General features: G+C 56.6%; 14 protein-coding genes. 6 read left to right on the top strand and 8 right to left on the bottom strand.

Annotation, left to right across the window (positions count from 1 at the left end):
- The first annotated feature begins 61 nt into the window (after window positions 1–61).
- The 3 genes from cpxP to pfkA all read left to right on the top strand — a co-directional run bounded on the left by cpxP (window position 62) and on the right by pfkA (window position 2,785).
- Window positions 62–565 (top strand): cell-envelope stress modulator CpxP, encoded by a 504-nt coding sequence (cpxP, locus tag GRPL_RS21520; protein ID WP_004869373.1) that lies wholly within the window; start codon window positions 62–64, stop codon window positions 563–565.
- Between the two features lie 157 nt (window positions 566–722).
- Window positions 723–1,619 (top strand): CDF family cation-efflux transporter FieF, encoded by an 897-nt coding sequence (fieF, locus tag GRPL_RS21525; protein ID WP_004869375.1) that lies wholly within the window; start codon window positions 723–725, stop codon window positions 1,617–1,619.
- 203 nt (window positions 1,620–1,822) lie between these two features.
- The gene (gene pfkA / locus GRPL_RS21530) at window positions 1,823–2,785 is read left to right on the top strand and encodes a 6-phosphofructokinase (RefSeq protein ID WP_004869378.1); all 963 of its coding nucleotides are present in this window, start codon (window positions 1,823–1,825) and stop codon (window positions 2,783–2,785) included.
- A gap of 63 nt (window positions 2,786–2,848) precedes the next feature.
- On the opposite strand, the gene rraA is transcribed toward pfkA, so the two are convergent.
- The 7 genes from rraA to priA form a co-directional block, all read right to left on the bottom strand.
- Complete coding sequence (gene rraA, locus GRPL_RS0125515) at window positions 2,849–3,334, bottom strand: ribonuclease E activity regulator RraA (protein ID WP_004869382.1); 486 nt, start codon at window positions 3,332–3,334, stop codon at window positions 2,849–2,851.
- Window positions 3,335–3,426: 92 nt separating this feature from the next.
- Window positions 3,427–4,353, bottom strand: a complete 927-nt coding sequence (gene menA / locus GRPL_RS21535; RefSeq protein WP_032698447.1) for a 1,4-dihydroxy-2-naphthoate polyprenyltransferase — start codon at window positions 4,351–4,353, stop codon at window positions 3,427–3,429.
- A 68-nt stretch (window positions 4,354–4,421) separates the two neighbouring features.
- Complete coding sequence (gene hslU, locus GRPL_RS21540; RefSeq protein WP_004869389.1) at window positions 4,422–5,756, bottom strand: ATP-dependent protease ATPase subunit HslU; 1,335 nt, start codon at window positions 5,754–5,756, stop codon at window positions 4,422–4,424.
- 9 nt (window positions 5,757–5,765) lie between these two features.
- Window positions 5,766–6,296, bottom strand: coding sequence for an ATP-dependent protease subunit HslV (gene hslV, locus GRPL_RS21545; RefSeq protein ID WP_004869393.1), 531 nt, complete (start codon window positions 6,294–6,296; stop codon window positions 5,766–5,768).
- Window positions 6,297–6,387: 91 nt separating this feature from the next.
- Window positions 6,388–7,377 carry a cell division protein FtsN gene (gene ftsN / locus GRPL_RS21550; RefSeq protein ID WP_072010661.1) on the bottom strand — a complete coding sequence of 330 codons (990 nt, stop codon included), beginning with the start codon at window positions 7,375–7,377 and terminating at the stop codon, window positions 6,388–6,390.
- Window positions 7,378–7,468: 91 nt separating this feature from the next.
- Complete coding sequence (cytR, locus tag GRPL_RS21555; protein WP_004869399.1) at window positions 7,469–8,497, bottom strand: DNA-binding transcriptional regulator CytR; 1,029 nt, start codon at window positions 8,495–8,497, stop codon at window positions 7,469–7,471.
- A gap of 151 nt (window positions 8,498–8,648) precedes the next feature.
- Window positions 8,649–10,844, bottom strand: coding sequence for a primosomal protein N' (priA, locus tag GRPL_RS21560; protein ID WP_032690086.1), 2,196 nt, complete (start codon window positions 10,842–10,844; stop codon window positions 8,649–8,651).
- A 241-nt stretch (window positions 10,845–11,085) separates the two neighbouring features.
- Between priA and rpmE the strand changes: the two genes are divergently transcribed.
- Window positions 11,086–11,301: a 50S ribosomal protein L31 gene (gene rpmE / locus GRPL_RS21565; protein ID WP_004869403.1), complete on the top strand. Its 216-nt coding sequence runs from the start codon at window positions 11,086–11,088 to the stop codon at window positions 11,299–11,301.
- Window positions 11,302–11,431: 130 nt separating this feature from the next.
- Here rpmE and metJ read toward each other — a convergent pair whose 3' ends face one another.
- Complete coding sequence (gene metJ, locus GRPL_RS21570; protein WP_004869405.1) at window positions 11,432–11,749, bottom strand: met regulon transcriptional regulator MetJ; 318 nt, start codon at window positions 11,747–11,749, stop codon at window positions 11,432–11,434.
- Between the two features lie 267 nt (window positions 11,750–12,016).
- Between metJ and metB the strand changes: the two genes are divergently transcribed.
- Window positions 12,017–13,177, top strand: coding sequence for a cystathionine gamma-synthase (gene metB, locus GRPL_RS21575; protein WP_032690084.1), 1,161 nt, complete (start codon window positions 12,017–12,019; stop codon window positions 13,175–13,177).
- A 2-nt stretch (window positions 13,178–13,179) separates the two neighbouring features.
- Window positions 13,180–15,612 carry a bifunctional aspartate kinase/homoserine dehydrogenase II gene (locus GRPL_RS21580; RefSeq protein ID WP_004869409.1) on the top strand — a complete coding sequence of 811 codons (2,433 nt, stop codon included), beginning with the start codon at window positions 13,180–13,182 and terminating at the stop codon, window positions 15,610–15,612.
- Window positions 15,613–15,620: the final 8 nt, after the last annotated feature.

Genomic DNA, 15,620 nt, shown 5'->3' with positions numbered 1-15,620 from the left:
CGAATCGTAGACTGTATCTCGTTGAATCGCTACACAGACACAAACGTATTGGGAGTATGTGATGCGCAATGTTATTGCTGCCGTCATGGCCTCAACGCTGGCGCTAAGTGCATATAGCCAAGCCGCTGAAGTCGTTACCAGCGTTAACTGGCTCCCTGGAGACGACGGGGCGCAGCGCACCAGCCAGAGTCATATGTTTGACGGCATAAGTTTAACCGAACAGCAACGCCAGCAGTTACGAGATCTTATGCAACGGGCACGCCATGACAGGCAACCCATTAATGTTAGCGAAATGGAGACAATGCATCGTCTTGTCACCGCAGAAAATTTTGATGAAAACGCTGTGCGCGCTCAGGCTAATAAAATGGCGCAGGAACAGGTTACTCGCCAGATTGAAATGGCGAAGGTTCGCAACCAGATGTACCACCTGTTAACGCCGGAGCAGCAAGCGGTTCTTAATGCTAAACACCAGCAACGAATGGATCAGTTGCGTGAGGTTGCAAGGATGCAAAAAGGTTCAGCAACCATGCTGTCGAGTAGTAGCAATACCGTGCAACCCCAGTAGTAGACCCTGTTTTCCTTGCCATAGACACCATCCCTGTCTTCCCCCACATGATGTGGGGGTTTTTTTTGCCTGTCATTCAGCGAAACGACTCCCGCCTTGCTCCTCGTGGCGACAAAAGTTCAGGTTATACTAAGCGCATCGCCGAAAAGGAGCATGTATGAATCAATCTTATGGGCGGCTGGTGAGCCGTGCGGCTATTGCGGCGACGGTGATGGCGTCCGCGTTACTTTTGATCAAGATTTTTGCGTGGTGGTACACCGGGTCTGTGAGTATTCTGGCTGCGCTTGTGGACTCGCTGGTGGATATTGCCGCCTCGTTAACGAATCTGCTGGTCGTGCGTTATTCGCTTCAACCCGCTGATGAGGAACATACTTTTGGCCACGGTAAGGCAGAATCGTTGGCCGCGCTGGCACAAAGTATGTTTATCTCCGGGTCGGCTCTGTTTCTGTTTTTGACCGGTATTCAGCACCTGGCGCGTCCGGAGCCGATGCAGGCGGCGGGTGTCGGTATTGCCGTGACGCTGATCGCACTGGTCAGCACGCTGGTGCTGGTAACGTTCCAGCGTTGGGTGGTGAGAAAAACGCAAAGTCAGGCGGTGCGAGCAGATATGCTTCATTATCAGTCTGATGTTATGATGAACGGCGCAATTCTGGTGGCGCTGGGTCTCTCCTGGTATGGTTGGCATCGTGCCGACGCGCTGTTTGCTCTCGGGATTGGCATCTATATTTTATATAGCGCTCTGCGTATGGGTTATGACGCCATTCAGTCGTTATTAGACCGCGCGCTTCCTGACGAGGAACGTCAGGAAATTATCAATATCGTGACCGAATGGCCAGGCGTCAGCGGGGCACACGATCTACGGACGCGGCAGTCAGGGCCGACTCGCTTTATTCAAATACATTTGGAAATGGAAGATAACCTCCCGCTGGTTCAGGCACACGTTATTGCCGATCAGGTCGAGCAGGCGATTCTGCACCGTTTCCCGGGTTCTGATGTCATTATCCATCAGGATCCCTGTTCTGTGGTGCCGCTGGCGCGGCAGGGCGTTTTTTGAGCTTTGGGTTATAGTCTGTAAACTCGATGTAAAAGTGTGGGGCAGATCGGCATTTTTTGTATAAATTACCGCCATTTGGTCTGACCTGAATCAATTCAGCCAGAAGCGTTTGATATACTATTGCAATTATCGTCGTGCACTCCTGGTGAAGGAGCGCTTCAGGCAACAGGATTATTTTTTGCTTCCTAAGTTCAGAGGTAGTCATGATTAAGAAAATCGGTGTATTGACAAGTGGCGGTGATGCTCCGGGCATGAACGCAGCAATTCGCGGCGTTGTGCGCGCAGCATTAACGGAAGGTCTGGAAGTTTTTGGAATCTATGACGGTTACCTCGGCCTGTATGAAGATCGCATGGTTCAGCTCGACCGCTATAGCGTTTCTGACATGATCAACCGCGGCGGCACTTTCCTCGGGTCAGCACGCTTCCCGGAGTTCCGCGAAGAGCATATTCGCGCCGTGGCGCTCGAGAACATGAAAAAGCGTGGCCTGGATGCGCTGGTCGTTATCGGCGGCGATGGCTCTTACATGGGGGCGATGCGCCTGACTGAGATGGGCTTCCCGTGCATCGGCCTGCCTGGCACCATCGATAACGATATCAAAGGCACTGACTACACCATCGGATTCTTTACCGCGCTGAGCACCGTGGTGGAAGCCATTGACCGCCTTCGCGATACCTCTTCTTCCCACCAGCGTATTTCGGTTGTTGAAGTGATGGGACGTTACTGCGGCGACCTGACTCTGGCTGCGGCGATTGCCGGCGGCTGTGAATTCATCATGGTGCCGGAAGTGGAATACACGCGTGACGATCTGGTTGCTGAAATCAAAGCGGGCATCGCCAAAGGTAAGAAGCACGCTATCGTGGCCATTACCGAACATATGTGCGACGTGGACGAGCTGGCGCACTACATTGAGAAAGAAACCGGCCGTGAAACCCGTGCGACCGTTCTGGGCCACATTCAGCGCGGCGGTTCCCCGGTTCCTTATGACCGTATTCTGGCCTCGCGCATGGGCGCCTACGCCATTGAACTGCTGCAGCAGGGATTTGGTGGCCGCTGCGTCGGTATTCAGAACGAGAAGCTGGTGCACCACGACATCATCGACGCTATCGAGAACATGAAGCGTCCGTTCAAAAATGACTGGCTGGATTGCGCGAAGAAACTGTACTAATTCTGGCGTGACACAAACAAAAAGGCCTTCTCAGAGAGAAGGCCTTTTTTATTAGTGGGCAGGTTATTCGATATCCAGTGCATCCTCGGACAGGATGATCCCGGTATTATCGGCATACAGATGGTCACCGGAGAAGAAGGTCACACCGCCGAAATTGACGCGTACATCGCTTTCGCCGATACCTTCACCAGCGGCCCCCACGGGAATGGCGGCCAGCGCCTGGATGCCAATATCCAGGTCTTCAAGGTCGTCAACCTGACGCACCGCGCCATAGACGACAATCCCTTCCCACTCATTTTGTACGGCAAGACGCGCCAGGTCAGCGTCAATCAACGCACGTCGGACGGAACCCCCGCCATCGATCAGCAAGATGTGACCACGGCCGTTCTGTTCGAGCATATCGTATAGCAACCCGTTATCCTCGAAACATTTCACCGTGATGATTTGTCCACCAAACGACGACCGCCCCCCAAAGTTGGAGAACAGAGGTTCCACTACGTTGACATCCTCCTGGTAGATGTCACAAAGCTCGGAAGTATCGTATTTCATAGGCTTAACGTTCAGTTGCTGCGAGAGATTTTAGTATATCTCGCGAATCGTATTGTTGGCAAAATCATCAATTGTTAATTGATATTTGTCAGTTAACCCACCAGCTTGCTGCAAATAATCCCAATGACAAACAGCAGGTTGGTCAACAGCGCGGCTTTCACCGTGCGTTCCAGCATCGGGCGCATCGCCACCGGCTCGCGCTCGCGCATCACAAATCGCGCCTGCTTCACCAGCAGCGGCGTGGCGAGCAGGAACAGCCAACCCCATGGGTTATGCAGAGAAATCAGAGTAAACAGCGCCAGGCACAGCGGCGCGCCGATGAGCAGGCAAGTGTGATAGCGGCGGGCGTTGAGCGGCCCCAGACGTACTGCCAGCGTGTTTTTGCCGTTCTCTCTGTCGCTGTCGATATCGCGCAGATTATTGATATTCAGCACCGCGGCGGCTAACAGACCACAGGCGGTGGCGGGGAGGAAAATGGTTGCTTCAATCGTGTGGGCCTGGAGATACCAGCTCCCTGCGACGCTAAGCCAGCCAAAGAACACCAGCACCGAGATATCGCCAAGGCCGATATAGCCATAGGGCCGGGTGCCGACGGTGTAGGTGATCGCGGCGATAATCGCTAAACTCCCCAGCACCATGAAACCAATAAAATCGGCCATCGTCTGCCAGGCGCAGAACAACAGTGCCAGCCCGGAGAGGCAAATCAGCACCACGGTAACGATCAGCGCGCGTTTCATCTGCGCCTGGGTAATGGCCCCTTTTTGCATGCCGCGTAGCGGCCCGATACGGTCGGGTTTATCGCTGCCCTTAACGGCATCGCCATAATCGTTGGCCAGGTTGGATAAGATTTGTAGCAGGCCGGCGGTGATCAGCGCCAGCAGCGCGACCCAGGGATCGAAGTACCCCTGCTGCCACGCGAGCGTCGTACCGACAACAATGGCGGAAAAGGCCAGCGGTAGCGTTTTTGGCCGCAGGCTTTCCAGCCAGGCCTGGGTTCGGTTTATCGGTTGTTCAGTCATAATTCCTGGCCAAAAAAATGGGGCTATATATAGCCCCATCGATTGTGATGAAAATACATTGAACCGGATTATAGGATAAAACGGCTCAGATCTTCATCCGCCACCAGCACATCCAGATGCTTACCGACATACTCGGCATCAATAATAATGCTCTGACCACCCATTTCACTGGCGTCAAAGGAGATGTCTTCAATCAGACGCTCCAGTACGGTGTGCAGGCGACGTGCACCGATGTTTTCGGTGGTTTCGTTAACCTGCCATGCCGCCTGCGCAATACGCTTGATGCCGTCTTCCGTAAACTCGATGTTGACGCCTTCGGTCGCCATCAGGGCTTTGTACTGGACGGTGATGGAGGCGTTCGGCTCGGTCAGGATGCGCTCGAAATCTTCCGTCGTCAGCGCTTTCAGCTCGACGCGAATCGGCAGACGGCCCTGCAGTTCAGGGATCAGGTCAGACGGACTGGCCACCTGGAATGCGCCAGAGGCGATAAACAGAATGTGGTCGGTTTTCACCATCCCGTGCTTAGTCGACACGGTGCAGCCTTCGACCAGCGGCAGCAGGTCGCGCTGTACGCCTTCGCGAGAGACATCCGGGCCGGAGCTGTTGCCGCCGCGCTTACAGATTTTGTCGATTTCGTCGATAAACACGATACCGTGCTGTTCAACGGCATCGATGGCGTCCTGCTTAAGCTCTTCCGGGTTGACCAGCTTCGCCGCTTCTTCTTCGATCAGCAGCTTCATTGCGTCTTTGATTTTCAGCTTGCGCGGCTTTTGCTTCTGGCCGCCGAGGTTCTGGAACATCGACTGCAGCTGGCTGGTCATCTCTTCCATGCCCGGAGGGGACATGATTTCCACGCCCATCGGTGCGGCGGCGAGATCGATCTCGATTTCTTTATCGTCGAGCTGGCCTTCACGCAGTTTTTTGCGGAATGCCTGACGTGCAGCAGACGGTTCCTGAGGCTGTTCAGCCTGGCCCCAGTTGTTTTTTGCCGGCGGGATCAGCACATCAAGAATGCGCTCTTCCGCCAGTTCTTCCGCGCGATAGCGGTTTTTATCGATGGACTGCATGCGGACCATTTTGATCGCCGCATCGGTCAGGTCGCGGATAATCGAATCCACTTCTTTCCCGACATAGCCCACTTCGGTGAATTTTGTGGCTTCAACTTTGATGAACGGCGCGTTGGCCAGTTTCGCCAGACGACGGGCAATTTCCGTTTTACCCACACCGGTCGGACCGATCATCAGAATGTTTTTCGGCGTGACTTCGTGACGCAGCTCTTCGTTCAGCTGCATACGGCGCCAGCGGTTACGCAGCGCGATAGCGACAGAACGCTTCGCCGCGTCCTGACCGATAATATGTTTGTCCAGTTCGCTGACAATTTCGCGTGGGGTCATTTCAGACATGGGAGATCCTTACGCTTTAGAGGCTAATTCTTCGATGGTGTGGAAATGGTTGGTATAAATGCAGATATCACCTGCAATATTCAACGCCTTCTCTGCGATATCGCGTGCGCTCATATCGGTATTTTCCAGCAGAGCGCGGGCAGCGGCCTGAGCGTAGGGACCACCGGAGCCGATAGCAATCAGGTCGTTTTCTGGCTGCACCACGTCACCGTTACCGGTGATGATGAGCGAAGCGTTTTCATCCGCCACGGCCAGCAGAGCTTCCAGTTTGCGCAGCATACGATCGGTACGCCAGTCTTTCGCCAGTTCCACGGCGGCTTTGACCAGGTGGCCCTGATGCATTTCCAGTTTACGTTCAAACAGTTCAAACAGCGTGAAGGCGTCGGCGGTGCCGCCGGCGAAGCCCGCGATCACTTTGTCGTTGTAGAGACGACGCACTTTTTTCACGTTACCTTTCATGACGGTATTGCCAAGCGTGGCCTGGCCATCACCGGCAATAACCACATGGCCGTTACGGCGAACACTAACTATTGTTGTCACGAGCAGACCCCTTGGTTACAAAAGCGGAATAGGGGCCCCGCGCTTCACGCGGGGCAGAATGCAATTATAGATGGGGGGGATTTTTGGGGTTTCAACCCCTGGCGGCGAGACGAATGCAGTTTGCGTGTCCGGCCATCTTCAGGCGAGTGATCATATCGTTGGCGCTCTCCTTGCCTTTCAGCGGCCCAATGACCACGCGATTCCAGCCATTGTTGGTGGTAATGTGTGAGGAGAACCCTTCAAACGCCAGCTGCGCCCGAACGGTTTCCGCCTGTTCTGCGCCTTTAAAGGAGCCGCACTGAATCATCCAGCTACGATCGTCTTTCTTCTCCGCCGCTGCTTTCGGCGCCTCTTCAACGCGAGCGACCGGCGCAGCCGCCTGGGTTTTAGGCTGTGCGGTAGTATGCGCAGGCGTCTGCAGCAGATCCTGATACGGCTGCTGCGTCGAGGCGGTTTGTTTCGGTTGCTGTACCGGCTTTGGCTGCTGCTCTGCCACGCGCTGCTGCACGCGCGGCTGTTGCTGCACCGGCGCCTGCTGCTGGGTTTGCGCCCATTGTTGTTGAGCCTGCTGCTGCTGTTGTTGTACCTGTTGCTGCGCCAGACGCTGACGCTGCAGCGTTTGCTGGCGCTGAGCCGGGGTTTGTTCGTTCCACGGCACCTCGGTCAGTTGGGTCGGCTGCTGGCGCATATCCGCCTGCATTTGTGCCAGCAGCTGGCGCTGTTCGTTGGTCAACTGCTCGGGTTTCATCACTTCCCCGCCGGCCGTCGGTTCAGTAGGCGCACGGACGCCTGGCTGGCGACTTTCCAGCTCTTTAATATAGCGCCAGCGCTCTTCCGGTTTCGGCGGGAGGCCATTACCTGCCACCTGACGGTTTTGCAGCGCTTCCGCTTCTTCTTTTTTATGGTGCGTGATGAAGTACAGCCCACCGATAAAGGCCACCAGCACTGCCGCCGCGATCGCAACCATAGTGGGTGAAACCGCCGGAAGGCTGCTCTGTTTATTCCTTGAGCTTCGGGTATTACCCTTTTTGCGCCGCGAAGGAGCCGGTTGGCTGCGGCGTACATAATCTCGTTGTGCCACTATCGTTTCGCTGTTTTATTCGTTCGTCAGTCCGCCATGTTACTTAAGCGGCGGGCCTTTGACCAGAAGAGCAGGCCCGAAAACCTGATGGTTATGCTCTGATTTTGCGTGTACTGCCGCGAACGATCAGTTCGCAGTCCAGCAATCGTGAACCGCTGTTCACATTGTGACCATGTAGCTGATCCAGTAACAGGAGCATTGCTTCGCGGCCAATATCAAAGCGCGGTTGCGCAACGGTCGTCAATGGCGGATCGCAAAATTCGGATAAAGAGATATTATCGAAACCGACAATCGACAGGTCGTCAGGTACCTTCAGGCCCCGACGTTTTGCCAGCGACAGCGCCCCCAGCGCCATAATATCGCTATGGCAGAAGACCGCGGTTGGTGGCACCGGCAGCGCCAGAAGCTGTTCCAGCGCGCTGGCCCCTGCTTCATAGGTAAAGTTGCCGCGAGCGATATAGTGCGGATCGATGGTGATCCCGCTACGACGCAACGCCTGCACATAGCCCTGGAGACGATAGTGGCAGAGCGGCATCTCTTCCGGGCCGGCGATACAGCCAATACGCTGGTGACCCAGTTCGTGCAGATAATTCACGGCATTAAATGCGGCGGTGAGGTTATCGATGTGCACCGTGGGCAGCTCCAGCTCCGGCGCAAATTCATTCGCCATCACCATTGGCGGTAGATTGCGCTGCTCTTCCACGCCTGCGTCAAACGGCAGGCGGGAGCCTAGCAACAACATACCGTCGATCTGCTTGGTAATGATCAGGTCGATAAAGGTCTTTTCCTGCCGGTTCTGGTGGGCGCAGTCGCCGATCAGCACCAGATATCCCTGTTCCGCCGCGGTAATCTCAATGCCGCGGATAATCTCGCTGAAAAAGGGATCGCAAATATCCGGTACGATGACCAGAATCGTACGCGATTCGTTACGTTTCATATTGCGTCCGAGCGACTGCGGCAAATAGCCGACTTCAAGCGCCGCCTGCTCCACCCGGTTACGGGTAGTCTGAGAAACCTTATCCGGATTCATTAACGCTCGGGACACGGTTGCCGTTGAAACGTTTGCCTTCAGGGCGACGTCTTTCATTGTGGCGGCAACCACCTGTTTTTTGGGCTTCACCTGTTTTCTCCTCGCTGACTGGCGCAGACACATCCCTTGCGATCTGACATCAGCAACATTTTTAGCAGATAGTCGATGTAGAGAGTTACAGAATTTTCATGAAAAACGTGATGGCCGTTGAATTTTTTCGATCCGTCTCGCAAGAGAAGGCTTAACCTTCAATAGGATCGACGTCGAGAACCCATTTTACCTTGCGCGCTTCCGGCAGCGTATTGATCAAGGCGAGCGTACCGCTGACGATATGCTGCAAGCGAACGCGGGAAGGATGCTGGAGCAGAATTTGCCAGCGCCAGCGGCCCCCGCGTTTGGGCGCCAGTGCCGGAACCGGGCCCAGCACCCACAGTTTGTCATCGGCCAGCGGACTGGCCTGCAGTAAATTACGCAACTGCTGCAGGAACAACGGCGCCTGCTGGTTGTTATGGTCTTCGGCACGAATCAGGACATGGCTGGTCCACGGCGGCAACTGCATGGTCTGCCTTTCGGCCAGCGCCTGTTCGGCAAAGGCGTCGTAGCCTTTATACAACAGCGTTTGCAGCAGCGGATGTTCCGGGTGGTGGGTTTGCAAAATCACCTCGCCCTGTTTACCCGCGCGTCCTGCGCGGCCAGAGACCTGGGTATAGAGCTGAGCGAAGCGTTCTGCCGAGCGGAAATCGGCGGAAAACAGCGCGCCATCGACATCCAGCAGCGACACCAGGGTAACGTCCGGGAAATGATGACCTTTAGCCAGCATCTGTGTGCCGATCAGAATACGCGCCCCGCCGCGATGGATATCGCTGAGGTGCTGTTCGAGTGCGCCTTTACGGCTGGTGGTATCCCGGTCGACGCGTGAGATCGGCACGCCGGGGAACAGCGGCGCCAGCGCCTGCTCCAGCTGCTCGGTCCCCAGCCCGACCGGCACCAGATGCGTCGAGCCGCAGGAGGGGCACTGACGCGGAATCGGGCGCTGGCTGTCGCAGTGGTGGCAGCGCAGATGATGCTGCGCCTGATGCAGGGTGTAGTAGCTGTCGCAGCGCGGGCATTCGGCGATCCAGCCGCAGTCATGGCACAGCAGCGCCGGAGCGAAGCCGCGGCGGTTCAAAAACAGAATCACCTGATTATCGGCCTGCAAGTGCTGACGCATGCGGGCAATCAGCGCCGGGGAGAGTCCTGCCTGTAATTGCTGTCCTTTCAGGTCCAGCACATGCTGTTGCGCCGGACGGGCATTACCCGCACGCTTTGTCAGCTTCAGCTGGCGATATTTTCCCTGACGAACGTTGTATAAGGTCTCCAGCGCCGGGGTTGCCGAGCCAAGAATAATCGGGATTTGTTCGCTATGGGCGCGCCAGACCGCCAGATCGCGGGCGTGATAGCGCCAGCCTTCCTGCTGCTTATAGGAGCTGTCGTGCTCTTCATCGATAACGATCACGCCCAGGTTTTTAAATGGCGTGAACAGCGAGGAACGCGTGCCGATGACGATGGCCGCCTCGCCATTTTTGGCCTTCAGCCACGCGGAAAGACGTTCGCTGTCGTTAAGGCCGGAGTGCAGAACTTCAACCGGGGCGTTAAATCGCTGACGGAAACGGGCGATGGTTTGCGGCGTCAGGCCAATTTCCGGCACCATCACCAGCGCCTGTCGGCCTTGCGCCAGCACATTTTCCAGTACGCTGAGGTAAACTTCCGTTTTCCCGGAGCCGGTAATCCCCGCCAGCAGCCAGGTTGAAAAACGGTCCGATGCGCTGTGAATCGCCCCGACGGCAGTGGCCTGCTCGGTGTTGAGGCGCAGCCGTTCGCCGGGTACCGCAAAGTGGGTTCGCCAGTCGGTGAGGGCGGGTGCTTCGCTTGCCAGCTCGCAAAGTCCTTTCCCGCGCAGAGCCTGCAACGCCGCATCGTTAAACTCCAGCTCCGCAACCTGGTGACGCCAGATCCTCCCCTGACGCAGTGCGGCCAGAGCCTGCTGCTGTTTCGGGGAGCGTTTGAGGCTGTTGATATCGACAGCCTGGCCCTGTTCGGTAGCGAACCAGTACCACTGCGGCGCCGCGCTGGCCGGTTTCCCCTGGCGAAGCATGATCGGCAGGGCGTGGAACAGCACATCGCCGATAGGATGATGATAGTAGTCGGCCGCCCACAGCAGCAGTCGCCAGACGGCAGAAGAAAATACCGGTTCGGCATCCAGCGTGTCGATAACTGGCTTGAGCTCATCCAGCGGCAGCTCGCTGCGTTCGCTGACGGCGGTCACAATCCCAATACGCTCTTGCTTACCGAACGGCACGCGCACGCGGCAGCCTGCTTTGACCGGCATTCCCTCAGGTAGCAGGTAGTCAAAGGTACGGGGCAGCGGGACGGGCAGGGCAACGTGGGCGACGGGCATGTCATCTTCCTGACTTGAAATCTGGCCGGTTAGTATACACATTGTGATAAGGGCTCGCGGATCAGTTTGCATATGCTGGTCAAATTCTGTATGATTCGCCGCCTTTGGTGCGCTTCGTGCAGCATCAGAATCTATTACCCGGGGATTGCGTTTAGCGGAATTGCGCCGGGAAATTATTAACATCGCGTGGTGTCTGGCGTTAGGGCTGGAAGAGCGACGCGGCCTTAACTGAGGTTCTCCCATGAAAAAAGATATTCATCCGAAATACGAAGAAATTACTGCTTCTTGCTCTTGCGGTAATGTCATGAAAATCCGTTCTACCGTAGGTCACGACCTGAACCTCGACGTGTGCGGTAAATGCCACCCGTTCTACACTGGCAAGCAGCGTGATGTTGCGACCGGTGGCCGCGTTGACCGCTTCAACAAGCGCTTCAGCGTTCCAGGCACCAGCAAGTAAGTTGCCGGAAGAAAAAGCCGCCCACGGGCGGCTTTTTTTGTTTCTGTCGTTATGCCCTGAATGCAAATTCAGGGTGGGCGGGAAGAGACGTAAAAAGGGCGGAAGGTCACTTCCGCCCTTTTTTATTGACTTAGTATTCCCACGTATCCGGGTCGATACCCATCTCGCGCATAATCTGTTTCGCCGCTTCCGGGATCTCATCGCTGCGCTCTTTACGCAGGTCTTCATCGTTGGGTAACGGTTGACCGGTAAATGCATGCAGGAACGCTTCACACAGCAGTTCGCTATTGGTGGCGTGGCGCAGGTTGTTGACCTGACGACGCGTGCGTTCATCGGTGAGGATCTTCAACACCTTCAGAGGAATGGATACCGTAATTTTTTTTACTTGCTCACTCTTCTTACCGTGCTCAGCGTATGGGCTGATATATTCGCCGCTCCATTCAGCCATGAGATACCTTTAATCCTCTAGTCATTAGTTAAGGGCCAGAACCCAGGGTCCGGGCCATAATTGCGCGTAGTTTACCGTAGAGGGGGCGTTCTGACACCCGATAAGCCCCTGCAGAGATGCGCTAATGCATATAATTTTAACGGCTATTCTCTATTTGCTCAATCTATACGCAAAGAAGTTTAGATGTCCAGATGTATTGACGTCTATTGTGACAATGATTACTCTGGTGCCTGACTTTTCACCGATTCAGCCCAGGAACTGCCCAACATGACGCGTAAACAGGCCACCATCGCAGTGCGTAGCGGTTTAAATGACGACGAACAATACGGTTGCGTTGTCCCGCCGATTCACCTTTCCAGTACCTACAACTTCACCGGCTTTAATGAACCTCGTGCCCATGACTACTCCCGCCGCGGTAATCCTACCCGCGATGTGGTACAGCGCGCGCTGGCGGAGCTGGAAGGGGGAGCGGGCGCCGTTCTGACCAATACCGGCATGTCGGCGATTCTGCTGGTGACAACCGTATTCCTGAAGCCCGGCGATCTGTTGGTGGCGCCTCACGACTGCTACGGCGGCAGCTATCGTCTGTTTGATAGCCTGGCGAAGCGCGGCTGCTATCGGGTTCTGTTTGTCGATCAGAACGATGAACAGGCGCTGAGTGCGGCATTGTCTGAAAAACCGAAGCTGGTATTGGTCGAAAGCCCAAGTAATCCATTGCTGCGGGTGGTGGATATTGCGAAAATCTGCACGCTGGCTCGTGAAGCGGGGGCGGTGAGCGTGGTGGATAACACTTTCCTGAGTCCGGCGTTGCAAAATCCGCTGGCGCTGGGAGCCGATCTGGTGCTGCATTCGTGCACCAAATACCTGAACGGGCATTCTGACGTGGTGGCCGGGGTGGTGATTGCGAAAGATCCGGCGGTTGTCACCGAACTGGCATGGTGGGCGAATAATATCGGCGTGACCGGCGGCGCATTTGACAGCTACCTGCTGCTGCGAGGTTTACGTACGCTCTCTCCGCGTATGGAAGTCGCACAGCGCAATGCGCTGGCGATTGTCGACTATCTGAAAACCCAGCCGCTGGTGAAAAAACTGTATCATCCGTCTCTGCCGCAAAATCAGGGGCATGAGATTGCTGCCCGTCAGCAAAAAGGTTTTGGCGCGATGTTAAGCTTTGAGCTGAAGGGCGATGAGCAGACGCTGCGTCGTTTTCTGAGCGGATTATCGCTGTTTACGCTGGCCGAATCGCTGGGGGGCGTAGAAAGTCTGATTTCGCACGCTGCGACGATGACCCATGCAGGTATGGCACCTGAGGCGCGCGCGGCGGCGGGGATTTCAGAAACGCTTCTGCGTATTTCGACCGGTATTGAAGATGGTGAAGATTTAATTGCCGACCTGGAAAATGGCTTCCGGGCAGCAAACGAGGAATAAACATGAGTGTGAATGCGCAGGCAGGGGCGAAGGGTCGTCAGCTGCACAAATTTGGTGGGAGTAGTTTAGCGGATGCGAAATGTTACCTGCGCGTCGCGGGGATCATGACGGAATACTCGCAGGCCGGGGACATGATGGTTGTCTCCGCCGCGGGCAGCACCACCAATCAGCTGATTAGCTGGCTGAAGCTCAGCCAGACCGATCGCCTTTCTGCGCATCAGGTACAGCAGTCGCTGCGCCGTTACCATATGGAGCTGATCGCCAGCCTGCTGTCGGCAGAAGCGGCGGATACGCTGATCGCATCGTTTATTCACGACCTCGAGCGTCTCGCCGGCTTGCTGGATAGCGGCGTGACCGATGCGGTATATGCCGAAGTGGTCGGCCACGGCGAAGTGTGGTCTGCGCGTCTGATGGCAGCGGTGCTCAACCAGCTGGGACTGGAAGCGGCATGGCTTGACGCACGTAGCTTCCTGCGCGCCGAACGTGCTGCGCAGCCGCAGGTGGATGAAGGTCTGTCTTATCCGCTGCTGCAACAGCTGATGGCGCAACATCCCAACAAACGTCTGGTGGTGACCGGCTTCATCTCGCGCAACAGCGCCGGGGAAACCGTGCTGCTGGGGCGTAATGGTTCTGACTATTCCGCTACCCAAATTGGCGCCCTGGCCGGAGCTTCGCGCGTCACTATCTGGAGCGACGTGGCCGGGGTTTACAGCGCGGATCCGCGTAAAGTGAAGGATGCGTGCCTGCTGCCGCTGCTGCGCCTGGATGAAGCCAGCGAGCTGGCGCGTCTGGCGGCTCCGGTCCTGCACGCACGCACCCTTCAACCGGTCTCCGGTAGCGATATCGATCTGCAGCTGCGCTGTAGCTACACGCCTGAGCAAGGCTCCACGCGCATTGAGCGCGTGCTGGCGTCTGGCACCGGTGCGCGTATTGTCACCAGCCATGATGATGTCTGCCTGATTGAGTTCCAGGTGCCCGCCGGTCAGGATTTCAAGCTGGCGCACAAGGAGCTGGATCTTATCTTTAAACGCGCCCAACTGCGCCCGCTGGCGGTTGGCGTACATGCCGACCGTAAGCTGCTGCAGTTCTGCTATACCTCGGAAGTGGCCGACAGCGCGCTGCGCCTGCTCGATGAAGCCGGTCTGCCGGGCGAGCTGCGTCTGCGTCAGAAACTGGCGCTGGTGGCAATGGTCGGGGCTGGTGTCAGCCGTAACCCGCTGCACTGCCACCGTTTCTGGCAGCAGCTGAAAGGGCAGCCTGTCGAGTTTACCTGGCAGTCTGAAGAGGGGATTAGCCTGGTGGCGGTGCTGCGCGCAGGCCCGACGGAAAGCCTGATTCAGGGCCTGCATCAGTCTCTTTTCCGGGCAGAAAAACGTATTGGCCTGGTCCTGTTTGGTAAAGGCAATATCGGCTCGCGCTGGCTGGAGCTGTTTGCCCGTGAACAGAGCACGCTCTCAGCCCGCACCGGCTTTGAGTTTGTCCTCGCTGGCGTGGTGGACAGCCGCCGCAGCCTGCTTAACTACGACGGTCTGGATGCCAGCCGCGCGTTGGCCTTTTTCAACGATGAAGCCGTTGAGCAGGACGAAGAGTCGCTGTTCCTGTGGATGCGCGCTCATCCGTATGATGATTTAGTGGTGCTGGACGTGACCGCCAGCGAGCAGCTGGCCGATCAGTACCTCGATTTTGCCAGCCATGGTTTCCACGTCATCAGTGCGAATAAGCTGGCCGGTGCCAGCAGCAGCGACAAATATCGTCAGATTCACGATGCGTTCGAGAAAACGGGCCGTCACTGGCTGTACAACGCTACCGTCGGCGCGGGTCTGCCGGTGAACCATACCGTGCGCGACCTGATTGACAGCGGCGATACCATTCTGGCGCTGAGCGGTATTTTCTCCGGCACGCTCTCCTGGCTGTTCCTGCAGTTTGACGGCACCGTGCCGTTTACCGATCTGGTCGATCAGGCCTGGCAGCAGGGGCTGACGGAGCCGGACCCGCGCGTTGACCTGGCGGGGAAAGACGTGATGCGTAAGCTGGTTATCCTTGCGCGCGAAGCCGGTTATGACATCGAGCCCGATCAGGTGCGGGTGGAATCGCTGGTGCCTGCGCACTGTGAAGAGGGCTCCGTGGATCACTTCTTTGAGAATGGCGAAGAGCTGAACGAACAGATGCTGCAACGTCTGGAGGCCGCTCGTGAACTGGGGCTGGTTCTGCGCTACGTGGCGCGTTTCGATGCCAACGGAAAAGCGCGGGTTGGCGTTGAAGCCGTCCGCGAGGAGCATCCGCTGGCGGCGCTGCTGCCGTGCGATAACGTCTTTGCCATCGAGAGCCGCTGGTACCGCGATAACCCGCTGGTCATTCGCGGCCCGGGTGCCGGCCGCGACGTGACCGCTGGTGCCATTCAGTCGGATATTAACCGCCTGGCGCAGCTGCTCTAATCCTGCCT

The sequence above is a fragment of the Klebsiella planticola ATCC 33531 genome (assembly GCF_000735435.1).
GTDB lineage: Bacteria > Pseudomonadota > Gammaproteobacteria > Enterobacterales > Enterobacteriaceae > Klebsiella > Klebsiella planticola.
This window is presented reverse-complemented; position numbering and strand designations above follow the sequence as displayed.